We start from the raw sequence: 23,658 nt of genomic DNA, 5'->3' as shown, positions 1-23,658 counted from the left end.
ACTTGCTGCTATTCCCTGGCGTCTTCGCGGCGGGAATGCGGCGGTCCAGGCACATGACGGCGAATTAATGTCGTCGTGCACGACATCGCGCACGGAGAACGGATGCCGTCACGCCGATCCGTCGCGTATGCTTAATCATGAGGCATGTCCGCGTGCCTGGTTAACGCACGGCCTCGAACAGCGCCGCAAGGCCGAGTCCGCCGATGGCACCGAGCGTCGCCACGCCGTAGCGTCCGGGCGGCGCCTCCTTCCCGCGCACCAGACTCGAGAACAGGCGCACCACGAGCACGGCCCCGGCCGCGCCCAAGGGATGCCCCCGCGCGATCGCGCCACCGTGCGGATTGATCTTTCCCGGATCGACGCCAAGCTCCTCCGCCAGCGCGATCTCCTGCGCCGCCGAGCTTTCGCTGATCTCGAACACGCCGATGTCCTCGCGCCGGAACCCGTTGAGGCGATCGTAGAGCTTGCGCATGGCCGCGATCGGCGCCTCGCCATCGTTGCCGGGTGGCACGCCGAGCGCGGCGGTCGACACGAGACGCAGCGCCGGAGGCTTGCCGCGCGCCTGCCAGACCGCCTCGCTCACCACCACGACGAACGCGGCCCCGTCGTGAAGGCTGCTCGTATTGCCGGGCGTCAGCGTGCCGTCGGGCGGCGCGAACGGCACCATCTCCTCGAGGTCGTCGAGCGCAGGCTCCACCGCGCTCTGGTCGCGCGCCTCTTCGGCGTTGCCCCGGAGCGGCACGATCTCGCCGACGAAGCGGCGCGAGGCGCGCGCCGCCTCGGCCCGGACATACGACTGCATCGCCACCACGTCCTGGCGTGCGCGGCTGATCCCGAGCCGCCGCGGCAAGAGCTCCGAGGCTTCGCAGGGCGCAGGCTCGTCCGCGAGGTCCGGGCTCGCGGGCTCGACGCGCAGGAAATGGGGAAGCTGATAGAGGCTCTTGGGCTTGGCGACGCGCCAGGGCGCCGTCGAGAGCGACTCCGCGCCGCCCGCCACCACCACCTCGGCCTCACCGGCCTGCACCAGCCGCGCTGCCGCGATGATGGCATCGAGCCCGGAGGCGCACTGCCGGTCGATGGAATGGGCAGCGACCGTCTCCGGGAGCCCTGCCGCGAGCGAGATCAGCCGCGCCGGGTTCCCGCCCTCCGACGCATTGCCGACGATCAGCTCATCGACCTCGGCCGGGGCGAGACCGGCATCCGCCAGTGCCGCCAGCACGACGGGCGCCGAAAGATCTGCGATGCGGCGATTCCGGTGCAAACCACCGATTCGACCAAGGGCCGACCGTCGGGCGGCGATGATATAGGAGGAGGCAACAGTCATAGACGAAAGAGAGGGTCCGCATCACAAGGCGCGCTTGCCCCAATATCCACGCCGCCCGATACCCTGCCAGTAACTACAGAAACATGGCAAAAAGCGGGTTGAAACAATACTATTCCTATACACGTAGAAGGGCAGGAATCTCACGCGCTTTACACGTCTGTTCACGATCAATTCAGCCGGTGGGAATTCCTTCCCGTGCGATTCCTCTAGGCAGCAGGAATCGTCCTGATATCCTGTTGCGAAATGCCGCAACGAACGGGCACGCAATGACGGACGTCGCACACCGGACCGCCTTTCCGCCGCCGGACAAGAACAACGGAAAGCGCCTTGCGAAAGCCGTGGAGCGCGCGAGCGAAGAGTTCGCAGCCAAGAACCTGCGCTTCACCAAGCTGCGCCAGATGGTCTACGAGGAGATCGCCTCCACCTACGCCTCCATCGGCGCCTACGAGATCCTGGCCCGCCTGGCCGACAAGGGCACGCGCGTCGCGCCGATCTCGATCTACCGCGCCATCGACGCCCTGCTGGAAGCCGGCGTCATCCACCGGCTCGAGAGCAAGAACGCGTTCTTCGCCTGCCGCCGGATGGATCACCGCACCGGCCGCCGCCCCTTGTTTCTCTCCTGCGAGAAATGCGGCGCCGTGGGCGAGGTGGACGGCCAGCATATCTTCGACCTGATCGGCGAGGCGGCGAATAGCGCGAAGTTCGTCCCCCGTGTTCAGTTCGTCGAGGTTCAGGGTCTCTGCCCGCGCTGCGCGGCGGAAGCGAAGGATTAGGCGAATTCTGCATGACTGAGCGTCCCGGAGAGGCCGCGGGGCCGGTCGGCGCCGCACCGGCGGCAGCGCATGGGCACAGCCACGCTCACGACCATGCCGGGGACTGCTGCGCGGACCATGGCGGTGCCGGCACGCGTCCGTTCGACCCCACCGCGCTGATCGGCGCACGCGGTCTCAAGATCGTCCGCTCGGGCCGCACCATTCTCTCCGACATCGATCTCGACATCCACGCCCGCGAGATCCTGACGCTCATCGGACCAAACGGCGCGGGCAAGACCACGCTCGTCCGCGCGCTCCTGGGCCTCGAGCGCCCGGACTCAGGCTCCGTGCGGCGACGCCCCGGCCTTCGCATCGGCTACGTGCCGCAGCGCTTCGAGATCGACCGCACGCTCCCCATGACGGTCGCGCGCTTCCTCGCCCTCGGAGACGGCGCCCGCAAGCACCGCATCGCGAGCGTGCTCGAGGAGGTCGGCGCCGCACGCGTCGTCAACCAGCAGATGAGCGAGCTTTCGGGCGGCGAGCTGCAGCGCGTCGTGCTTGCCCGCGCGCTCCTGAACGATCCCCAGTTGCTCGTGCTCGACGAGCCCGTGCGCGGCGTCGACTATGTGGGCGAGGCAGAGCTCTACGCACTCATTGGCCGCCTGCGCGACACGCGCGGCCTCGGCGTGCTCCTGATCTCGCACGATCTCCATGTCGTCATGGCCCAGAGCGACCGGGTGATCTGCCTCAACCGCCACGTCTGCTGCTCGGGCGTGCCGGAGACCGTCGCCCAGCATCCGGAGTACATGCGACTCTTCGGCCCCGAGCAGGCGCGCAACTTCGCCGTCTACCAGCACCACCACGACCATCGCCACGATCTCGCGGGCGAGCCGGCCCCCGCGCCGTCCGGCAACGCCCCGCCCGGAGGCGAACAGTGATTGAGCTCGAGCCGTTTCTCCTCCGCGCGTTTGCCGCCGCGCTCGCGCTCGCCGTCGTGGCCGCGCCACTCGGGTCGCTCGTCATCTGGAACCGCATGGCCTACTTCGGCGAGACCGTCTCCCAGGCGAGCCTGATCGGCATCGCGCTCGGCCTCGCCCTCGGCATCGACATCACCGCGCCCGTGATCCTCGTCACGCTCGTCGTCGCCGGCATCCTGATCCTGCTCTCGCGCCAGAAGATCGTGCCGCTGGATGCCATCCTCGGCCTCATGCATCACGGTGCACTCGCCCTCGGCGTCATCCTGACCTTGAGCCTCAGAGGCCCGGCGGTGGACCTCATGAGCTACCTGTTCGGCGACATCTTCGCTGTGACGACGACCGACCTCTATTGGGTCTACGGCGGCGGCGCGCTGGTGCTCGCCGTGCTGGCATGGCTCTGGCAGCCGATGCTGCGCCTCGCCGTGCATGAGGAGCTGGCCTCGGCCGAGGGCGTCGACCGCGACGTGGTCAAGGCGGTCTTCATCGTGCTGCTGTCGCTGACCATCGCCATTGCCATCAAGATCGTCGGCGCTCTGCTCGTCATCGCCTTCCTGATCGTGCCGGCCGTCGCCGCGCGGCCGTTCTCGGCCACGCCCGAGCGCATGGCGGTGCTGGCTGCCGCCATCGCCGCCCTGAGCGTCCTCCTCGGCATCACCCTCTCGCTCAACTTCGACGTGCCGGGCGGCCCCTCGATCGTGCTGTTCATGGCCGTGATCGCCGCCCTTTCCGTCGGCTCCGCCGCCCTGACGCGGCGGGCGTAGGGAGCACGAGGCCCCTCTCCTCCTCAAGGGGGGCAGTGGACGCCTCCCACGACCTGTCATCCGGGCTCTCGTGGCTCCGCCGCTCGGCCGGGATGACAGATTGGCGGGTGCATCGCCACTTCCGCTTCACCCGCTGGCAGATGTCACCAACCTCGGCTACATGAAGTGCATGGCCCTGGATGACCCGATGACCGACGCCCCCGAACAGACGATCGCCCCGCGCCGCTGGTCGGTGCCGGTGGACGTGGCCGGCGTCGTCGTGGGCGGCAGCGCCCCGGTCGTCGTGCAGTCGATGACCAACACCGACACCGCCGACATCGCCGCCACCGTGACCCAGGTCGCGGCGCTGGCCCGCACCGGCAGCGAGCTGGTCCGCCTCACCGTCGACCGCGACGAGGCCGCCAAGGCCGTGCCACACATCCGCGACCAACTCGCCAAGCGCGGCGTTCACGTGCCCCTCGTCGGCGATTTCCACTACATCGGCCACAAGCTGCTGGCCGAGAACCCCGCCTGCGCCGAGGCCCTCGCCAAGTACCGCATCAACCCCGGCAACGTCGGCTTTAAGGACAAGAAGGACCGCCAGTTCGCCGACATCATCGAGATCGCGCGTCGCCACGGCAAGCCGGTGCGCATCGGCGTCAACTGGGGCTCGCTCGACCAGGAGTTGCTGACGCGCCTCATGGACGAGAACGCTGCGCTCCCCCGGCCCAAGGACGCGCGCCAGGTCATGCACGAGGCCATCGTGCAGTCGGCGCTAATTTCCGCCGAGCAGGCGGAGAGCCTCGGCATGGGCGCCGACAGCATCATTCTCTCGGCCAAGGTCTCCTCGGTGCAGGATCTGGTCGCCGTCTACCGCATGCTGGCCGCGCGCTGCCGCTACGCGCTGCACCTCGGCCTGACGGAAGCCGGCATGGGCTCCAAGGGCATCGTCGCCTCGACGGCCGCCCTCGGCATCCTGCTGCAGGAAGGCATCGGCGACACTATCCGCATCTCGCTGACCCCCGAGCCCGGCGGCGACCGCACGCTGGAGGTGAAGGTCGGCCAGGAGATCCTGCAGACCAAGGGCTTCCGCTCGTTCGTGCCGGTGGTGGCCGCCTGCCCCGGCTGCGGCCGCACGACCTCCACCGTCTTCCAGGAGCTGGCGCGCGATGTGGAGGCCATGATCCGCGACCGCATGCCGGAGTGGAAGACGCGCTACCCCGGCGTCGAGACGCTGAGCTTCGCGGTCATGGGATGCATCGTCAACGGACCGGGCGAATCGAAACACGCCGACATCGGCATCTCGCTGCCCGGCACCGGCGAGAGCCCGGCCGCGCCCGTCTTCATCGACGGCAAGAAGGCGATGACGCTGCGCGGCCCCAACATCGCCGCCGAGTTCAAGGCCATCGTCGAGGATTACATCGAGCGCCGCTTCGGCGTCGGCACCAAGCGCGAGACCGCCGGCGCAAGCGGCTGACCGCCAAGAGCGCTTCGACGCACCGACAACACGCAAGCCCAGACTCTAGTCGCTCGACGCATGCCACTCGTTCGAGCCGTCGGCGCAGATGTGGGTGATGAACTCGCAGTTCTTGCCGCCGTCGTCGGCGCAGGCTTCGAGCGACAGCTTCTTGGCCGCGTCGAGCGGATAGTCCGCGCCCCAACCCGACGCCCAGTCGTCCTTGCTGCGCTCGCCGGCCGACAGCACCCAGCACTGGTCCCTGAAGCTCGCGTAGCTCTCGCAGCCGCCGCTCTGCGATTTTGCGGCGCAGCTGGCCATGGCCGCCTGCTGGGCGTCCGCCTGGCTGCCATATCCCACGGCGTGCCAAACGGTGGCGCCGGAATCCTTGGCCACCGCGCCCCAATCGTCGATCCAGTACACGATGCCCTCGCCGCACTCTGCCGCCATGGCGCGGAAGGCGTCCTCGAAGCCGTCGGTCGGGAAGGCGAGCTTGAGCGTGCCGCCGTAAGCTGAGGTGCCGGACACGACCACCTCGCCCCGGTGGAAGCGCAGCGTGCGCGTCACCTCGCGCGTCGGATTGCCCTCCGAGTTGTCTCCCATGACGACGTCCGTGCCGTCATACTTGAGGATCTGATGCGCCGTGCCGGCGCTGAAGCTCAGCGGGCTCGCCACATCGAACAGCGACGCATCGACAAGCGCGACGTTGAAGGTCTCATCCGATTGGCTGCGCTTGCGGCCGAACTCCATGAACGGGCGCTGCGTCAGAACGGTGCGGCCCTCGACGCGTGTGGCACCCGTCGTGATGCGGCATTCGTCCTGGTTCTTCGCGAGGAACCAGCGTCCATGCACGGCGGCACCGGGAACGAGATAGGGGTCGAGCTCGACGCTCTCCTCGAGCAGGCGGTTCAAAGTCTGCGGGTTGAGCAGGCCCGTCTCCGCCTGGCCGATGGCATGCTGATAGCCTTTGAGGCCGGTGCGGATCTCGGAGAGCATGGCCGTCCCCGTGCCGCGCAGGTAGCCGAGCCGGCGCAGCACCAGCTCGGCACGCTTCCAGACCGCTTCCGCGTTGCTGTCGGAGGCGAGCAGCCGCCGCTCCTCGGCGTCACCGACCAGCACCGGCTCGGGTGCGGCTTCCGTTCTCTGCTCGCCGCTACCCCCGAACATGCGCGCGAGGAACACCGCGAGCATGACGAGCGCCGCACCGCGCAGAACGTAGTCGGGCCACCGCAGCCCGCCCGCGCCCTTGGCCGCGTCCTTCCCTCGCGCACCCTTGCCGAGAAAACGCGTCGCCAGTGCCCTGGCTCCGTCCGTCGCCGGCGAGAACTTGGTCATCGCCGTCGCATCGCGTGCCCGGCTCGGGTTCGGCAACAGCTTGCGCCGCCACTCGCGGACAGTGACGGGCCGCTGGTCGGGATCCGTCTCGAGCGCCCAGTCGATGGCGTCGAGGAACTCGCCGCGATAGGCGCCGCGCGCCGCCTCCCGCGCCGAGACATAGGAATCGCTGCGCACACGCGAGAGCGCATCCGGCGGCGGCCCGCCCGCGATGACGCTGTAGATCGTCGCGCCGAGCGCGTAGATGTCGGACCAGGCACCCTGCTGGCGCGTCTCGCGATCGTACTGCTCGATCGGCGAGTAGCCCGGCTTGACAATGGCCGCCACCGTCTGCGTGCGCCGCGCCATCGACTGCCGGCTGGCGCCGAAGTCGATCAGAACCGGCGTGTCGTCGTCGCGCACGAGGATGTTGTCCGGCGAGATGTCGCGATGATAGATGCCGGCCGCGTGCAGCGCCTCGAGCGCATCGAGCAGCGGCACCAGAAGCGCATCCAGCTCGCTTTGCTGCGGCGGCCTCGAGAAATACTTGTCGAGCGTGCACCCCTCCTCGAAGGTCATCACGAAATAGCCGGTGTCGTTGTTCTCGAAATAGCGCATGCAACGCACGATGTTGGGATGCTGCAGGCGTGCGAGCCGGCGCGCCTCCTCGATGAACTGCGAAAGCCCCCACTGGAACGGCTCGACCTCGGCCTTCGAGCGCGGCCGCACTGTGACCGTGTTGGAACGGCTCGCGAAATCGCGCGGGAAGTACTCCTTGATGGCGACGTCGATATCGAGCTTCACGTCGCGCGCCCGATACGTGATGCCGAACCCGCCCGCCCCGACGATGGAATCGATCCGGTATTCGTTCGCGAGCAGCGTGCCGATGGGAAGCGCGTCGTCGTCGTGGTCCATGGAAAGTCCTGATGGAAGGTTCCGGCGTGGAAATGTCTCGCGATGAGGCGGCTAGCTGCGCCACCGGTCCAAGGCCTCGCGTGTCATAGGTTTCGCCCCAGATCGAGCGTGTAGCCGACCGCACCGAAGCGCACATGCGTGCCCGGCGGAACGGCGGCCTTGGTGATGCGCTCGGAGCCGACGAAGGTGCCGGCGCTCGATCCGAGATCCTCGATCCAAAGCACGCCCGTCTTGTCGACCCACATGCGCGCATGGCGGCGGCTGACGCTCTCGTGCGAGAGCACCACGTCGCTCGAGCGCGAGCGGCCGATGACGAGCGCCTGCCCCTTGTCGAGCTTGTCGCGGTCGATGATGAACTCAGGCCCCGCCGCCTTCGGCATCAGTGTGACGACCTTGGCACGCCGCTGTTGCGGCAGAGCCGGCGCCCCGCCCCCGGCATCGTCGCGACCCGCGACGCGGGGAGGAGCAAGGAACGCCGCGCCGGCAGCGACGCGGCTCACGCGCGCCGCGACCGCCGTGAGCGGCTTCACGACCGCGGGCACCTGGCGGCGGTAGGCGATCCACAGCGCCGTCGCCGCGATCAGAAGGCTCGCCGCGAACATCGGCAGCACGAGGGCCGTAGAGGGCCCCGCCACCGTGCAAGCACTGGCGACGATCGTCGGCGAGAAGCTCGCGATCTCGAGGAAGCGCGCGATCTCCTTCGGATGGATGGCGTAGAACACGCCCTGCGGGTCGCCGTCGACGGCGCGGATGGTGTTGACGCCGAGCACGCGGCCGCAACTGTCGATCAGGGGACCGCCGCTGTTGCCCTGGTTGATAGCGGCGGAATGCTGAAGCGCTGGACCGTCGATGCTGCGGAAGTAGCTGAGGTTGCGCGAGGCCACGCCCTCGGTCCACGTCGGCCGATAGAAGTCCTCGTCGTCGAGCCCGAAGCGCACGGCTTTCATCTCGCCGGTGCTGCGGTCGGCGAAGAACGCGAGATCAGCAGTGCCCGGAAAGCCGACGGCGATGACCCGCGTCATGGCCTTCGCGTCGTAGCCTGCGAGCGGCAGCGCTTTGCCGGGAAGGTCGCTCACCGCCTCAAGGACCGCCAGGTCCTTGTCCGGGGAGCGGCGCAGCAGCTTGGCCTCGATCGTCCGCGGCTTGCCGTCCACCACCGTGGCGAGATGGAAGGCGACCCCGCCCTCGACCACATGGTTGTTGGTGACGACGATGCGCCGCCCGTGCACGATCCAGCCCGTACCCATGCTGTACGTGTCCGGCTGGCTCTGCGGAGCGATCACACGCACCACGCTCGCCTCGATGGCCGCCGTATCGAAGGCTTCACCCGCGGAAGCCGTCCCGGCGAGCGCCGGCAACACGAGGGCCAGCGCCGCAGCGGCAGGAACGCCCAAGCGCTTCGATGCGGCCGGCTGAGCCATCGCGTATCCCTCGGCGAGGTCGACTGAGGATGAGACGCGATGAGTATAAGGAATAATCAGCAGGCCGCGCTAGCGGGCTGGCGGAATGGTTCACGGGGAAGAAGAGGCGCCCATCACACCGGCCGGCAGCCGCCGGAATGCGCGGTCAGTTGAGGGCGACCAGCTTGGCGGCATCCGTGAGGACGAACATCCGGCCCTGGGCGACGACGGGCGGGATGTAAACCGTATCCCCGATGCTCATCTGGCCAGTCACGCGGCCGGTCGCAGCCTCGACGCCGGTGAGCTGGCCCTCCTTGGAGACGAGCCACAGGATGCCGTTGGCCAGCACAGGGCCGGCCCACGTGTTGGAGCCCGGAAGCTTGGTGGTCCATTGCACCCGCCCGTCCCGGCGATGGACGGCCATGAGCTGTCCCTGGGTATCGACGACGAACACGCTGTCGCCCGCGACATAGGGCGGCTGCGTGCCGGGAACGGTGAGCGACCAAAGGCGCTCGCCCGTCTTGGCGACCGTCGCCACCATGCGCCCACCGTGCCCGACGGCGAACACGGTGCCGTTGTCCACCACGGGCCGGGCCGCATCGCTCATGGAGGCGAGCTGCGAGGTGGTGCGCGAGCGCGAGAGGCTTTCCGACCAGAGGCCGCTGCCGTCGGCCACGCGCAAGGCGACGAGATCTCCCGTCGCGTAGGGGACGACCACCACGTCGCCGTCGACCGCCGGGCTGGCATTGAGGCCCAGGCTCGCCTGCTGGGGAAGGCCGCGCACGACCCAAAGCTCGGCGCCGTCGATGGTGGAGAGACAGTAGAGCCGCCCCTCGACAGTGAGGACGAACACACGATCCATGGTCGCGGTGGGCGCCACGCGGATGGGAACACCGAGGTTCTTTTCCCAGATGCGGTTGCCGTTGGCCGGATCGAGCGCGATCACGGCGCCGTATCCGCTCACAGCGAAGATGCGCCCGCCGTCGGCAGCGAGGCCACCGCCATAGCCGCCGCCGTCGTCGGCGGTGAGGTAGAGGATGTTCTGCGCGGCAACCGACAGGCCGCCCGCGCTCTGCTTGTCGGTCGTGGGCTTGAGCGACACCTTCCACAGCGCCGATCCGCCGGACACCGAGACGGCGCTGACCGAGCCTTCGGAATCGAGTGCGAACACGCGGTCGTCGAGCACGATCGGGGTCGCGGTCACGCGCCCCACCTTGGTCGTGCCCTTGCCGGCGCTCGCGCTCCACGCCTGCTTCAGGTTACTGCCCGAGAGCGCGAGATGCCCGGGCGAGTTGTTGGGCTCGCCCCCCGCCTGCGTCCATGCCTCGTTGAGGCGGGGCGGCGGAAGCACGATGGGCCCGCTCGCTTCGGCCAGCTCGCCGATGTTGCGTTCCTGGGCCGGCAGCACGGGAATGCGCTTTCCGGGCAGCGGCGGCACCGTCTCCTTGAACGGATTGAGCTCGCTGACCTTCGGCAGGCTGGGCAAGCTGTCCGAGCAGCCGCCGAGCATCGCGCCCGTCGCGATGAGGATCGCCCCGAAGGAAAGAGCCCGGCTCAAGCGATCAAGCACCATGTCGGAGCCTCCGGTATCGGCGGTCAGGGTGCCGATGCGGGTTTCTCTGCATCTTTGGCCGCGTCCGCGCCAGCAGCCGGCGCCGCCTCGGTGGCGACGGGGGCAGAGGCGGGTGGCGCACCGGCGAGTTCGTCAGTCGCGATCTTGGACATCAGGAGATGGATCCTGTCGCTGGCTCCCCGGCTCAACCCCGGGTCGGCGAGCAGCGGCGCGAGCAGGCCGCGTGCCTCGTCGAGCTTACCGGCTTTGATCGCCGCTGTGCCGAGCAACTCGCGCGCCGTGAAGCGCCACGGGCTGTTATCGGCAACCAAAGGCTTGAGCCGATTCTCCATCTCGGTAAAGTCGGCCTCCCCGAGCCGCAGCGAGGCGGCCTGCAGGCGCGCGAAGTTCGCGAGCAACGGATCGGTTGCGGCATCACCGGCCAGCTTATCGAAAACAGCGAGCGCTTCCGAGGGCTTATCCAGCTTGAGATAGGCGCCGGCCTGGGACAGGCTGGCGAGCGCCGCGTAGCCCTTCGGCCCATGCGCAGCGAGAGCTTCGAACGCCTTGAGCGCATCCTCGGTCTTGTTCGACTCCTGAAGGGCGACGGCAGCCTCGAACTCGGCCCCGGCCGCATTGCCGTTCGAGAGGCGCTGCGCCTCCCAGATCTTGGCCCCGGCCACCAGCGCGACGATCAGGACCGCCAACCCGATGATGTAGATTCCAAAGCGTTCCCAGATCTTTGCGAACTGCTCTCGGCGCAGCTCCTCGTCAATCTCACGGAACAGCGCATCGTTCTTGTCGACCATATGGCCTCGTGCCCAGTTGGTTTTGCCTCAGGCCCCGCGCTTCATCCGAGCGCGAGTTTCGACGCGTGCGCCGCGGGCCCTTGAGCCGCTGAAACCCGCTAGATACCCCGGCGGCACCAGCGGAGCAAATGATGAGAAAGCGGCTTCCCGACCCTATCTCTGCAGAACTCGCTAAGTGCTGAGCTTTTTCGGCTTTTTCGTGGCCTGTGGCGGCAGGATCACGCTCGGCGCAGGCTCCTTCATGGCGTAGGTATGCTCCTCGGCCGGGAAGCGACGCTCGCCGACGTCCTCGGCATAGGCCCGGATCGCGTCCTCGATGGCGGTCGCCACGGCGCCGAACTTCTTGACGAACTTCGGCACCCGCGGCGAGAGCCCCAGCATGTCCTCCATGACCAGGATCTGCCCGTCGCAGTTCGATGAGGCACCGATGCCGATCGTCGGGATGGGAATGGCCTCGGTGATACGGGCCGCAAGCGGCGCCGACATGGCCTCCAGCACGATGGCGAAGGCCCCTGCGTCGGCCAGTGCCCGCGCATCCTCCTCGATGGCCGCCCACTCGTCGCGCGTCCGCCCCTGGGTCTTGAAGCCGCCGAGCACGTTGATGGACTGGGGCGTGAGCCCGATGTGGCCCATCACCGGGATGCCGCGCTCAACCAGGTAGCGCGTGGTCTCGGCCATGCGCCGGCCGCCCTCGAGCTTCACGGCGCCGCAATCCGTCTCCTTCATGACGCGCGAAGCGTTCCGAAACGCCACCGACGGGCTCTCCTCGTAGGACCCGAACGGCATGTCGACTGCAACGAGCGCGCGCTTGGCCCCGCGCACCACCGCGCGCCCGTGCACGATCATCATGTCGAGCGTCACCGGCACCGTCGTCTCGAAGCCGTGCATGACCATGCCGAGGCTGTCGCCGACCAGGAGAAAATCGCAGTACTTGTCGGCGATTGCGGCCGTATGGGCGTGGTACGACGTGAGCGCGATGACCGGCTTCACCCGTTTCATGGCGGTGATGTCGGGCGCCATCAGGCGGCGGGTCAGTGGGTGCAGCGACATGCGATCTTGGCGCCTCCTGTGAGCATTTTGGAAGGAGTCTAGACCCCGCGCTTCCCGTGCGCCACCTGCCCCTTGGTGCAGCGTCAATGGGCGCCGTCCCTGCGACGGAGCCCGTCTGCGCATGTCGATTCGTTGACAATTGGCCACACCGGCAGCGGGATCGGCTCGGCGCCACGTCGCGAATTGCTACAGGCAATTATTGTCTGATAACCTTAGAAACTTGCTAACCGAGCGTTAGGCAAACGTCGCTAATCCTTGTCACAACTCGCTTTTTCTCATTTCAGCCTGCAGGGATGGTTGTATCGTGCCTCATTTTTCCGGGAAGCCGCATCGATCCTCTAGGTTTCATGGCGCACTGAGCGTCGGAAGCCTGTTGGCCCTGAGCGCGGGCCTTCTGGCAGGCGGATCGGGCCTGCCGGTGCCGCGCGCCGAAGCCCAGGGTCTGTTCGGCTGGGATGCCCCCTCCCCCAAGGTCCGCAAGAAGGCGAAACGCGCCCCTTCGGTGGTCTCGAACGAGGACTCCCGCGGATCCTCCGCCAAGGCGTCGAAGAAGGACCCCGACATTGCCGAGCGGGCAGCGCAAGGCCCCCTCGTCATCAACGTCTCGCTCGGGCGCCAGCGCCTCACGGTCTACGACGCGGCCGGCCCCATCGCCTCCTCGCCGATATCCTCGGGACGCGTCGGCTACGCCACGCCGACCGGCGTGTTCACGGTGCTGCAGAAGCGGCGCATGCACTATTCGAACCTCTACGACAGCGCACCGATGCCTAACATGCAGCGCATCACCTGGTCGGGCGTCGCGCTCCACGCCGGCGCGCTGCCGGGCTATCCTGCATCGCACGGCTGCATCCGCCTCCCGCACGGCTTCTCGAAGAAGCTGTTCGGCATGACCAAGATGGGCACGCGCGTCATCGTCACACGCGACCCGACCTCGCCGCAGCCGATCGCGCACACGCGCCTCTTCACCGCCTTCCCGCCCGAGGACGATGTTGCGGCCGGCAATGCGATCGTTGAGGAGACGCAGGTCGCCGACGCCTCGGGCGTGGCAGGCGTGCTCGGCGTCGCCGTGGCCGCCGCTGCCGAAACCGAAACGGCACCGACGGCGCGCCTGAGCTATCGCGAGCGCCGCCGTCTCGAGGCGGAGAAGCTGAGCGCCGAGATCCGCACGGCCGGCTACGAGAAGATCGAGAAGCACGTGCTGCTCACCCAGGCCCACAAAGCAGCCGCCGTCACACGCGCCCCCCTCATCGCCGCGCGCGCCGATGCCGAGCGGCTCGAGGACGAGCTTTCCAAGCTGGAGCGATCGCTCAAGAGCGCCGAGCGCGAGCTGGCCGACCTCAAGGCGCCGCCCGAGGAGCAGAAGGGCAAGCGCAGGAAGAAGGCCAAGGCGATGGACGAATCCAAGCGCATCGCCAAGACTCTGGCGCTGGAGGAGAAAGTCGCCCGCCTGCCGTCCGAGATCGAGGCCGTGCGCGTCTCGCTCCGCCACGCCGACGAGGTGCTTCAGTCCGCCGAGAGCGTGGCAAGCGAGGCGGAGGAGAAGCGCCGCGCCGCCATGAACGCACTCATGACGGCCAACGCCGCGCTCGAGCGCGGCCTCGCCAAGGAGCGGGCCGCCAAGAAGCTCGAGGAGATGCGCAACCTTCCGGTCTCGATCTTCATCAGCCGGGCCAAGCAGCGGCTCTACATCCGCCAGGGCTACAACGACGTGATCGACGTCGCCGTGACGTTCGATCGCCCCGACGAGCCGGTCGGCACGCACGTGTTCACGGCACTGGCCTTCGCCGACAACAAGCCGGACATGAGGTGGAGCGTGGTGTCGGTTCCGCACGATCCGACGCGCGCCGCCAAGCGCAAGAAGGACAAGCAGGCGAAATCGAAGCCGTCGGAGCCGACCGCACCGGCCGTCGACTTCGCCGCGCAGACAGCCGCCGCCGCACTCGACCGCATCGCCATCCCCGACGATGTACGCGAGCAGATCGCCGACGTCATGAAGCCCGGCTCCTCGCTCGTCATCTCGGACCTCGGCATCGGCAACGAGACCGGCAAGTTCACGGACTTCATCGTCCCCATCCGCTGAGGGCGCACATCACTCAAGCGTCCCACGCTGCACGGGTGCCAGCCCCAGCCTTCCTTCGCCCACTCAACTGACGTTGTCCCGGCGTCATGGCGGAGCCATGCTTCGCATGGACGGCCAGGATCCAGACGCGTCTGAGGAAAGAACTGGTGCTCGCCTACGCGCGCCGCCGTCCCTCGATCAAGGCGCGAAGCTGACGATCGGCACGCCGATCAGCGCGCCGTGCCCCCAGACAAGGATCAGCGCGTAGAGCGCCAAGCCCAGGACGACGACGAGCGCATCGTTCAACGGTCCGGACGGAAACAGCGCCGGCCCGACCGCCGTACGGTGCTTGACCGAGATCCGGTCGTAGACGGCGAAAGCCAGGAAGCTGCCGAACAGCACCAGCGAGCCGAGATCCCCGTTCACGAGCAGATGCGCCAGCGCCCAGAACTTGATGGCCGCCAGCATCGGGTGCTTGGCCGCGGTGCGGATGCGCGACGGCACGAATGCGGAGACGAGCAGGATCACGGCCGGCACCATGAGCAGGAATGCGATGTGACGCGTCCATGACGGCGGGTCCCAGAGCACCGGGTTCTTGCCCGGCATGACCTGAAGCTTGTGGTAGCCGACCACGATCAGCACGAGGCCGATCAAGGAAATTAAAGAAAATCCGATTTTATAGGCCGGCTCGCCGAAACGCTCGGCTAAACCCTGCCGCAAGCTCGGCGATGTCGGCACGAGATGCACGGCGAAGAACAGGAGTAGGCCGAGAATTAACGGAAGCATGCGATCATCCTCGAAAGGAAAGCGGCGAGCCGACGCGCAAGCGCTGCCCTGCACCGCATATTTTGCAGTGCACCAACATTGCTCCGCGCGTGGTTTTTAGCATAATTATAAACGGGCGGAACGTGTGATGAGTAAGGCCCAATGGCTGTGACCGACGGCTGGACAGAACGGAGTCCGCGCGGGGCGGAAGGAGGCCGGGCGAAGGCTCGGAAAGCTCCGCGTTCCCTCAGCGCCGCCTTGCGCGATGCCGGCCTTGGCGACGCGGCCGCTGAACGCCGCGATACAGACCCCGTCGTGAAGACGAAGCCCGTAGTGAGCCGGTCGTCCACGCCGCTGAGCGTGGCCTTGCGCAACGCGGGCCTCGGCAACGCTGATCCTGAGCCGCACGACAGAGACGAAGTGACAGAGACGAAACCAGTCGTGACGCGGTCGTCCAAACCGCTCGCTGCGGCATCCGTCGCTTCATCCGCGCCTGTCGCTCCCGATTCCGCCGCTCCGTCGGCTATCGTGACACCGCCCCGCTCGCCGCGTCTTGCGTTCTTCGCCGAGCTCGACGAGTCTTCCGCGACCAGCAAGCTGACGCCGCCCCAAGGCGTGGTGTCACCGCCGCCGTGGGTCAGGGCGGCGCGGCGCGGTCGCTGGCACGCCCTCATGCTGAACACCTTCGGCTGGACGATCGCGCTCGTGGTCGCCGGCTCCATCATCGGCGTGGCTGGACGCTACCTCGCGGTGTCGCCGCCGGGCATCGCGACGACCATGCAGGCGCGCCAGTAGGCCCCCCATTCACTCGCCGGGAGCGCAGCGCCTCCCTTTGTCTACGCACAACGGGGCTTCCGCGTTGATCGGCCGTCACGTCAAGGCGGCGTCTTGGCGGTGGCCGGAGTAGGAGGAGGTGCCGGAGGCACAGCGGCCGAGACGGGCGGCGTCGCCGGAGCAGGTTGCGGCGCGGCCGGCTGAACGGCCTTTTCCACGCAGTAGCTGCGGATGCGCGCCTCAGCCAACGCACGGGTCTTGGCGAACTGCCCCGTGAAGGGGATGAACGTCGGCTGCGTGAGCTTGTAGAGCTCGTTGGTGAACGTCGCGCCGCAATCGAGCACGTACTGGTGCAGCTCCGCCATGCGGCAGCCGTCGAGCACGGCCTTGGCGTCCTCACCGGCGATGCGCGCGTCGTAGGCCTTCGTCACACAGCGGTCCACGTCCGCCATGGCCGCGATGAGTTGATCCTCGAACACCGGCTCGAGCGAAGACACGTTGAGATCGCCCGCCGCCTCTCGGATGGCGAACAGGTTGAGCATGACGTTCTTGTTCCAGCCGACATAGGCTTCGTCGTACGCCTGCTTGCGATGGCGCACCTCCTCGACCTCCGCGTTGCGCCGGATTGCGGAGGCGACCATGCCGGCGCGCGTGCGCCGCTCATAGACGAGATGCGCAATGGTCTCGATGGCGGCCCGCCGCGCCTGGTAGGTGGAGTATGTCTGCGCGAGCCAGGCGCCCACGCTCGCCGTGATCATGCCGTTGATGACCGCAGAGGCGAGCGCGAAGACGATGAGCTGACGGCGCGTGAGGCGGGCGTAGCGCAGCAAACTTCTCGACATGTCGCCCCTCCCCGGAACCGTTCGTCAGACATCATAGCATCATTCCGAGACGATCGGCCCCCGCGGAATTCGCCTCTGCATTTGCCATCCGGTTGCCGGGGCGCTGTTACCCCCGTGCCGCGGCTCGCGCGGGTCGAATCAGGTAATCGGTGGCAACCTGCAGACGCGAGGACACGCCCGATCCATGATGCCCGCGAGCCAACGAGCGAGCCTAGAGCACGGCGGCGTGACCGGCGCGCGCCCGTTGCGCGAGGCCACCCCTGCCGAGCGGCCTCGCCTTGCCGTTGTTCCGCCCGGTACGCACGCCGCGGATCAGCTCGCCCACACCATGCGCCTCGTCAAGGCGGCGCGCTTCAACGCGGCCACCCGTCTCGAGCAGAAACAGACCGTCTCGCTGTTCACGCAGTCGATGGTGGCGCTCTACTTCGTCGGGCTCGCCGTCTGGCAGGCGGTCTACTTCGGCCAGATCGACGACCAGACAAATCGGCTGATCACGTTCGTGCAGCTCGTGTCGTCGGTATTCACGCTGATCCTCGGCCTCCTCGAGGCAACGAACGACTACAAGATGAAGGCGCATCACCTGCACAACTGCGCATTGACCGTATCGGAGCTCGCCCAGGAGCTGCGCATCGCGCGTCCTTCCGATGCCGCAGAGGTGCAAGAGTTCCGGCGCCGCTATAACGAGGCGCTCCGCGCCTGCCCCGCGAACCACGCACGCATCGACTTCCTGTGTGCCAAGCTCGAGAGCAAAGCGGCCGGCAGAGCCGAGCGCATCACCCTCGGCCTGCGCTATGTCCTGGACATCTACGGTCTTTACGCGCTGTTCCTCGCCGTGCCGCCGCTGATCTGGTGGGTGCACCAGTAGCGCGAGCTCGCACGACCCCACGCCGCAACGGACCGTCGCCCGTCAGCCTCCCGTCACGCTCATGTGACGCGCGACCGCCGGACGCTTCCGGCGCCGGTCGATGACAAAATCATGCCCCTTGGGCTTGCGCGCGATCGCCGCGTCGATGGCGTCGAACAGAAGACCGTTGTCCGCGCTTGCGCGCAACGGCGCCCTCAGATCAGCCGCGTCCTCCTGCCCGAGGCACATGTAGAGCGTCCCCGTGCAGGTAAGTCGCACGCGGTTGCAGCTTTCGCAGAAGTTATGCGTCATCGGCGTGATGAAGCCGAGCCGCCCGCCAGTCTCCCTGATGCGCACGTAGCGGGCCGGGCCGCCTGTACGGAAGGGGATGTCCTCTAGCGACCAGCGGTCGAGCAGCCGCGCCCGCACGATGGAGAGCGGCAAGTACTGGTCCGTGCGGTCACCCTCGATATCGCCGAGCGGCATGGTCTCGATCAGCGTCAGATCGTGGCCCTCGCCATGCGCGAAACGGATCAGGTCGTCGATCTCGTCCTCGTTCACGCCTTTGAGCGCCACGGCATTGATCTTGACGCCGATGCCGGCCCGCTTCGCGGCTTCCACGCCCCGAAGCACCGGCGCGAGATCACCCCAGCGCGTGATGGCCTTAAACTTCTGCGGGTCGAGCGTGTCGATGGAAACGTTGATGCGTCTGACGCCCGCGGCCTTGAGATCTCCCGCGAAGCGCTCGAGCTGGCTGCCGTTGGTGGTGAGGGTCAGCTCCTCGAGGCGCCCGGTCTCGATGTGGCGGGAGAGCGCCCGGAACAGCCACATGATGTTCTTGCGCACCAGCGGCTCGCCACCCGTGATCCGCAATTTCCTGACGCCCTTGGCAACGAATGCGGAGCAGAGCCGGTCGAGCTCCTCGAGCGTCAGCAGGTCCCTCTTGGGCAGGAAGGACATGTGTTCGCTCATGCAGTAGACGCAGCGGAAGTCGCAGCGGTCCGTTACCGAGACACGCAGGTAGCTCACGTGCCGCCCGAACGGATCGACGAGCTCGGATGCCGGGGCACCCTCCAGATAAGATGTCGGTGTCGTGAAGCTCATCTTCCGCCCCAGATCGCCATCCTTGCAGCGATCCGCCAGCGGACCATAGCAAGCCGCGCCGCCGGTCTGCCGACCCGCGGATTCCAGCTCCTTAACGTAACGAGCTTATCGCCGACATCAAGCCCATCTTCACTTGTGTCATAAGCTTGCGCACGATAGTGCTAAGCGAAAAGGCCCGTAAACAAAGGCCGCGCAGCGTTGGGGGAAGGAAGCACCATGGTCAGCACAAGGGACGCGGAGGCCGGGGCGACAGCACAGCCCGGATGGCTCGACCGCGAGGCGATCGTCGCCAAGCCGGGGTTCAACCGCTGGATGGTGCCGCCGGCAGCGCTCTGCATCCACCTGTGCATCGGAATGGCCTACGGCTTCTCCGTGTTCTGGAAGCCGCTGCAGGGCGCCCTTCTCGGCACCGACGGACAGCCCGTAGCCGAGTGCTCGGCAGGGGCGGTGACCTTCGGCGAGAAGGCCGCCGGCACCCTGCGCGCGCTGTTCGCCACCGACTGCAACTGGAGCCTGTTCGACCTCGGCTGGATGTACACGTTCTTCTTCGTGCTGCTCGGCGTCTCTGCCGCCATCTGGGGCGGCTGGCTCGAGCGCGCGGGCCCGCGCAAGGCCGGCCTCGTCTCGACCGTGTGCTGGTGCGGCGGCCTCCTCCTCTCGGCGATCGGCGTCTATACGCATCAGCTATGGCTCATGTGGCTCGGCTCCGGCATCATCGGCGGCATCGGCCTAGGCCTCGGCTACATCTCCCCCGTCTCGACCCTGATCAAATGGTTCCCCGACCGGCGCGGCATGGCGACGGGCATGGCCATCATGGGCTTCGGCGGCGGCGCCATGATCGGCTCGCCGCTCGCGACCCTGCTCATGGACAACGTCTTCAAGACGCCGACCGATCCGGGCGTCTGGCAGACCTTCGTCACCATGGCGGCGATCTACACCGTGTTCATGATCATCGGCTCAATGCGCTACCGCTTGCCGCCCGCGGGCTGGAAGCCGGAAGGCTGGACGCCGCCGAGCAGCAACCACGCCATGATCACCACCAACCACGTCCACCTCAACGACGCGCACAAGACACAAGCGTTCTGGCTGCTCTGGATCGTGCTCTGCATGAACGTGTCGGCCGGCATCGGCATCATCGGCGCGGCTTCGCCCATGCTGCAGGAAACGTTCGGCGGCGCGCTCGCCGGAGAGCCGGGGCTCGGCTATCTCGAGATGAAGCAGAATGCGGCGCTGGCCGCGACAGCGGCGGCGGTGGGCGCGGGCTTCGTCGGCCTCATCTCGCTGTTCAACATCTTCGGCCGCATCGCCTGGGCCTCCTCCTCCGACTATCTCGGCCGCAAGACCACTTACTTCATCTTCTTCGTGCTCGGCGCGGCGCTCTACCTGCTCGCAGCGTCCTCGGCGGATTGGAAGCTTCTCGGCCTGTTCGTCGCTTGCTTCTGCGTCATTGCCTCGATGTACGGCGGCGGCTTCGCGACCATCCCGGCATATCTCGCCGACATCTTCGGCACGCAGTTCGTGGGCGCCATTCACGGCCGGCTGCTGACCGCCTGGTCGACGGCCGGCATCGTCGGCCCCGTCATCGTCAACTACCTTCACGACACGCGCTATGCGGAAGGCATCGCGCCCGACAAGCTCTACGGCCAGATCTTCTACATCCTGGCGGGGCTGCTCGTGATCGGTTTCATTGCGAACCTCCTCGTCCGCCCGGGCGACCCGAAATGGCACATGAGCGAGGCCGAGGTTGCCGCCGAGCAGGCCAAGCTTAAGACGGCCTCCGGCCCACAGACCTCGGGATCCTTCGGAATCGGCAAGGGCGGCCTGGATGCACAGGCGGCGCTGTTCTGGTCGCTGGTTGGCGTGCCGCTTGCTTGGGGCGTCTGGGTGACGTTCGAGAAGGCCCTCGTGTTCTTCCGTTAGGACAGCCGGGCCGCTCCGCGAGACGGATCATGGCCCGCACGACGAGTTTGCTCAGGGGGTGGGTAGGAGGAAGCGCGGCTGCCTTGCTGGCGGCCGCGCTTCTTTTCGTTAACGCGGATGGGCACCGCTCGCCCCCATCCTCCACGCCCGATGCCCGTCCGGCAAGCCTCCTGCCGCAACGCGCCCGTCTCCTGCGCCTTGATGAGCAAAGGCAGCAGGAGAGGAAGAGCCCCCACGTCGACCACTCCGTATTGCCCCGGAAAGAGGATTGGGGCGAGGGCGCGCTTCATGTCTGGTCCAAGATCGGAAATGCCCTAGCGCTGCTTGCCCTCTTCGCCACCCTGTGGCGCGCAGCGCGGCAGCGCCTTCTCGTCGAGGCGCGCTAGAAACGCCGTCTTCAATTCCGCACCGCTTGCACCGGCCAGCGCACCCTTGTTGCAGCCGAGCACCCGCGCAACGGCCTCCGCTGCGGCAAGCCCGTTGGCGCCCGCATCGAGCACGATGAGGTTCGGCAGGTCCTCCGCCTTGTCGCCGTCGGCAAGCTTCGGCACCGAGCCGACAAGCAGGACAGCCTCGAAGCGCTGCGCCGCCGCCTTCAGCACATCGAGCCCGGCCTTGGCACCGGCATCGAGCGGAACGACCAGAAAGCGCGCCGGCGTTGCGGCGGCAAACGCGAGGCCGCGCGCCAGCGATCCTGCATCGTCGAGCACGACGCGAACCGCCACCACGCGCACGCCCCCGTGCACCCCAGCCGCCAGCACGGCATCCGTACCCTTCCCATCGCGTTTGAACGGACGGTGATCGCCGTCCACCGCATCCCAAGCGATCGCCTCACCCTCGCCGTCGCGCGCCAGCACATCCGCCACGTCCGCGCGCGTGTAGTCGAACCCATCGGCAATCACCGCGACAGCCGCACCGGCCGGATCGCGTCCCGGCGCGAGCTTCGGATCATCGGCGCGCGCAACAGCGCCGCTCGCGACAGCGAGCACGAGAGCCACGGCGAGCGGACCCCACGCGGTCATGTGCGCGCCTTTGAAAGGATCGGACCTGCGGCAGCAACCACGACGTCGGCGAGCCCCTTCACGTCGTCGAGCGAGAATACGGGCACACCCTCGCCCCTGACCTCGTGATCCGCGGCAACGGCGAGCACCGTCGGATCGCCGTCCGCTAGCGGCGCACCCGGCGCCTGTCCGCTGCGGCGCACCTCGATTTTCGGGATCACCTCGCGTTTGTAGCCCTCGACGATCACGATGTCGGCGGGCGCGAGACGCGCGACGACGGCCGCGAGCGGCGGCTCGGGCTCATCCTGCCATGCGATGTCCTCACCCCCGCGCACCACGGCCCAGCGGTCGGGGGACACCACTGCCACCTCCTGCGCGCCCGCCTGCCGGTGGCGCGCGCTGTCGGTGCCTTTCGCCTCGAAGACGATCTGGTGATGGCTGTGCTTGACGGTTGCGACGCGATAGCCGCGCTGCACGAGCTCGGCGACGAGCCGCACGACGAGCGTCGTCTTTCCAGAGTTCTTCCACCCCGCAACGCCAACGACGAACGGTAAACTTCCTTCCCCACGAGGGGCAGGCGCACGCGCCAGGATCGCCTCCGCGAACGCAAGATCCTCCGGCGTGTTGATGTTGAAGAACGGATCCACGCGCTCCCCGCCGATGTCGAGATCGGGAAACGGCACTGCCACGGCACCGAGCCGATCGCCCATCGTCTCCGCCTTGCGGGCGCCGCGAGCAAGCGCCGCCGCGATCTCGTCCGCGGCCTCCATACGCCAGAGCCCAATCACGTGATGCTGCCGGCCCCGCGACTGCGCAACGGCGACGCGCGCTTCGCCATGAGCGAGAAGCGCAGCGGCGAGGCGCTCCACGAGATCGAGCGGCACGAACGGCGCGTCCACGGACACGCTGACCACGGCACGCGTGCGCGGCCGCTCCCGCGCGAACCAATGGAGGGCGGCCAACACGCCGGCCAGCGGTCCCGCGAAATCCTGGGTCTCGTCCGGTACCACTGGAAGCCCGAGCACGGCGAACCGTTCCGCATCGCCGTTAGCGTTGAGAACCAGATGCCCGACCTGCGGCGCGAGCCGCCCGGCTGCATGCCGGGCCAGCGGCCGCCCGGCGAGCGTGAGCAGCGCCTTGTCGCCGCCGCCCATGCGCCGGCTGAGCCCCCCGGCCAGCAGCACGCCCGCAACGTCCTCGCTCATGGCAAACCCGCCCCCAGCCGCATCAATCCTCGGCCAGGCGCTCGCAGCCGGCCTTGGTCTTCGTGAACACGAAGACACGGTCGATGTCCCCCTCGCAGTTGACCATCACTGCACTGAGGTCGAGCGACGGCGTCTCGTCCATCAGCTTGCACTCGGGGTACTGCTTCATGAGCACGTCGGGCGTCAGCGTGACGCCTTCGGACTCAATGGGCGGAGCGCATTCCCGGCCCTTGTCCGTCTGCTGCAGCATCCACCATTCGGCGGCGTCAGCCGGGGAGGCCGCGGGCACCGAGATCGCGCTGAGCAGGCAGACAAGGCCCTGGATCGTTCTCTTTATCATTTGTTGATCCTCCATGGCGGCAGCCGCCGGAGCCTACTGCACGCAGGAGCGGGCGCAACAGCGTCGAGGCCCAATGCTTTCCGATACCTGTCTTATCCGCCGGAGGCCGTCTATAGTCCCCCCAAAATTTGGGGGTAGAGGAAACGAAATGACGAAATTCGATCGCCGGAAGTTTCTGAAAGTTGCCGGTGCCGGCGGAGCCGCGGCCACCGTCGCGGCGTGCGACGAGCCGAAAGCCCCCGCGATCATCGAGAGCATGCCGAGCATAACCTGGCGGATGACCTCGAGCTTCCCGAAATCGCTCGACACCATCTATGGCGCGGCCGAGACATTCTCGCACGCCGTCTCCGAGATGACGGACGGCAAGTTCAACATTCAAGTCTTCGCAGCGGGAGAGATCGTCGGAGGCCTTCAGGCGGCAGACGCCGTAACCGATGGAACGGTCGAAGCTGCCCACACCACGTCCTACTACTACTGGGGCAAGGATCCGACCTTCGCCATCCCGACCTGCCTTC

Annotated in this window: 21 protein-coding genes; 9 read left to right on the top strand and 12 right to left on the bottom strand. The window is 67.6% G+C overall.

The genetic code is table 11. The annotated features are described in order from the left end of the window. Positions 1-160 precede the first annotated feature (160 nt). On the bottom strand, positions 161-1,324 hold the full coding sequence (locus IT540_RS01935; RefSeq protein WP_291172485.1) for a thiolase family protein: 1,164 nt from the start codon (positions 1,322-1,324) through the stop codon (positions 161-163). A gap of 266 nt (positions 1,325-1,590) precedes the next feature. On the opposite strand from IT540_RS01935, the gene IT540_RS01930 reads away from it, so the two are divergent. The 4 genes from IT540_RS01930 to ispG all read left to right on the top strand — a co-directional run bounded on the left by IT540_RS01930 (position 1,591) and on the right by ispG (position 5,270). After that, positions 1,591-2,097, top strand: a complete 507-nt coding sequence (locus tag IT540_RS01930) for a Fur family transcriptional regulator (RefSeq protein WP_291172482.1) — start codon at positions 1,591-1,593, stop codon at positions 2,095-2,097. 11 nt (positions 2,098-2,108) lie between these two features. Further along, positions 2,109-3,014, top strand: coding sequence for a zinc ABC transporter ATP-binding protein ZnuC (znuC, locus tag IT540_RS01925; protein ID WP_291172479.1), 906 nt, complete (start codon positions 2,109-2,111; stop codon positions 3,012-3,014). After that, positions 3,011-3,814: a metal ABC transporter permease gene (locus IT540_RS01920; protein WP_291172476.1), complete on the top strand. Its 804-nt coding sequence runs from the start codon at positions 3,011-3,013 to the stop codon at positions 3,812-3,814. The genes znuC and IT540_RS01920 overlap by 4 nt, the downstream gene beginning before the upstream one ends. Positions 3,815-4,001: 187 nt before the next feature. After that, the gene (gene ispG, locus IT540_RS01915; protein WP_291172536.1) at positions 4,002-5,270 is read left to right on the top strand and encodes a flavodoxin-dependent (E)-4-hydroxy-3-methylbut-2-enyl-diphosphate synthase; all 1,269 of its coding nucleotides are present in this window, start codon (positions 4,002-4,004) and stop codon (positions 5,268-5,270) included. Positions 5,271-5,315: 45 nt separating this feature from the next. Here the strand turns inward: ispG and IT540_RS01910 are convergent, their stop codons facing one another. The 5 genes from IT540_RS01910 to panB form a co-directional block, all read right to left on the bottom strand. Continuing rightward, complete coding sequence (locus IT540_RS01910) at positions 5,316-7,478, bottom strand: protein kinase (RefSeq protein WP_291172473.1); 2,163 nt, start codon at positions 7,476-7,478, stop codon at positions 5,316-5,318. An 83-nt stretch (positions 7,479-7,561) separates the two neighbouring features. After that, complete coding sequence (locus tag IT540_RS01905) at positions 7,562-8,899, bottom strand: trypsin-like peptidase domain-containing protein (RefSeq protein ID WP_291172470.1); 1,338 nt, start codon at positions 8,897-8,899, stop codon at positions 7,562-7,564. Between the two features lie 145 nt (positions 8,900-9,044). Beyond that, positions 9,045-10,451, bottom strand: a complete 1,407-nt coding sequence (locus tag IT540_RS01900) for a PQQ-binding-like beta-propeller repeat protein (RefSeq protein WP_291172467.1) — start codon at positions 10,449-10,451, stop codon at positions 9,045-9,047. 23 nt (positions 10,452-10,474) lie between these two features. Continuing rightward, entirely contained in the window at positions 10,475-11,239 is a 765-nt protein-coding gene (locus tag IT540_RS01895; RefSeq protein WP_291172464.1) for a tetratricopeptide repeat protein, read from the bottom strand. A 171-nt stretch (positions 11,240-11,410) separates the two neighbouring features. Further along, positions 11,411-12,289 carry a 3-methyl-2-oxobutanoate hydroxymethyltransferase gene (gene panB, locus IT540_RS01890; RefSeq protein WP_291172462.1) on the bottom strand — a complete coding sequence of 293 codons (879 nt, stop codon included), beginning with the start codon at positions 12,287-12,289 and terminating at the stop codon, positions 11,411-11,413. A gap of 373 nt (positions 12,290-12,662) precedes the next feature. Between panB and IT540_RS01885 the strand changes: the two genes are divergently transcribed. Further along, positions 12,663-14,369 (top strand): L,D-transpeptidase, encoded by a 1,707-nt coding sequence (locus IT540_RS01885; protein WP_291172460.1) that lies wholly within the window; start codon positions 12,663-12,665, stop codon positions 14,367-14,369. 177 nt (positions 14,370-14,546) lie between these two features. On the opposite strand, the gene IT540_RS01880 is transcribed toward IT540_RS01885, so the two are convergent. Continuing rightward, the gene (locus tag IT540_RS01880; protein WP_291172458.1) at positions 14,547-15,134 is read right to left on the bottom strand and encodes an NnrU family protein; all 588 of its coding nucleotides are present in this window, start codon (positions 15,132-15,134) and stop codon (positions 14,547-14,549) included. Between the two features lie 294 nt (positions 15,135-15,428). On the opposite strand from IT540_RS01880, the gene IT540_RS01875 reads away from it, so the two are divergent. Continuing rightward, complete coding sequence (locus tag IT540_RS01875) at positions 15,429-15,908, top strand: hypothetical protein (protein ID WP_291172456.1); 480 nt, start codon at positions 15,429-15,431, stop codon at positions 15,906-15,908. 80 nt (positions 15,909-15,988) lie between these two features. Here the strand turns inward: IT540_RS01875 and IT540_RS01870 are convergent, their stop codons facing one another. Next, positions 15,989-16,729 (bottom strand): hypothetical protein, encoded by a 741-nt coding sequence (locus IT540_RS01870; protein ID WP_291172455.1) that lies wholly within the window; start codon positions 16,727-16,729, stop codon positions 15,989-15,991. 184 nt (positions 16,730-16,913) lie between these two features. On the opposite strand from IT540_RS01870, the gene IT540_RS01865 reads away from it, so the two are divergent. Next, a complete protein-coding gene (locus IT540_RS01865) occupies positions 16,914-17,594 on the top strand; it encodes an SLATT domain-containing protein (RefSeq protein WP_291172453.1) in 681 nt (226 codons plus the stop codon). Positions 17,595-17,636: 42 nt separating this feature from the next. Here IT540_RS01865 and moaA read toward each other — a convergent pair whose 3' ends face one another. Beyond that, the gene (moaA, locus tag IT540_RS01860; RefSeq protein ID WP_291172451.1) at positions 17,637-18,677 is read right to left on the bottom strand and encodes a GTP 3',8-cyclase MoaA; all 1,041 of its coding nucleotides are present in this window, start codon (positions 18,675-18,677) and stop codon (positions 17,637-17,639) included. Between the two features lie 216 nt (positions 18,678-18,893). On the opposite strand from moaA, the gene IT540_RS01855 reads away from it, so the two are divergent. Beyond that, positions 18,894-20,597 (top strand): OFA family MFS transporter, encoded by a 1,704-nt coding sequence (locus IT540_RS01855; RefSeq protein ID WP_291172448.1) that lies wholly within the window; start codon positions 18,894-18,896, stop codon positions 20,595-20,597. Positions 20,598-20,911: 314 nt separating this feature from the next. Here IT540_RS01855 and IT540_RS01850 read toward each other — a convergent pair whose 3' ends face one another. From IT540_RS01850 to IT540_RS01835, 3 genes are read right to left on the bottom strand one after another with little or no spacing between them, the layout of a single operon-like run. After that, on the bottom strand, positions 20,912-21,619 hold the full coding sequence (locus IT540_RS01850; RefSeq protein ID WP_291172445.1) for a hypothetical protein: 708 nt from the start codon (positions 21,617-21,619) through the stop codon (positions 20,912-20,914). Continuing rightward, a complete protein-coding gene (gene mobA, locus IT540_RS20805; protein WP_366029006.1) occupies positions 21,616-22,803 on the bottom strand; it encodes a molybdenum cofactor guanylyltransferase MobA in 1,188 nt (395 codons plus the stop codon). Before mobA ends, IT540_RS01850 begins: the two co-directional genes overlap by 4 nt. 22 nt (positions 22,804-22,825) lie before the next feature. Continuing rightward, positions 22,826-23,143, bottom strand: coding sequence for a hypothetical protein (locus tag IT540_RS01835; protein ID WP_291172443.1), 318 nt, complete (start codon positions 23,141-23,143; stop codon positions 22,826-22,828). Between the two features lie 148 nt (positions 23,144-23,291). Between IT540_RS01835 and IT540_RS01830 the strand changes: the two genes are divergently transcribed. Further along, on the top strand, positions 23,292-23,658 hold a 367-nt coding region (locus IT540_RS01830), incomplete at its 3' end, for a twin-arginine translocation signal domain-containing protein (protein WP_291172440.1).

Origin of the sequence: Hyphomicrobium sp. (assembly GCF_020852195.1) — a bacterium.
Taxonomy (GTDB): domain Bacteria; phylum Pseudomonadota; class Alphaproteobacteria; order Rhizobiales; family Hyphomicrobiaceae; genus Hyphomicrobium_C.
Note: the sequence above shows the minus strand (reverse complement) of the source record. Positions and strands in the feature narration are given on the sequence as shown.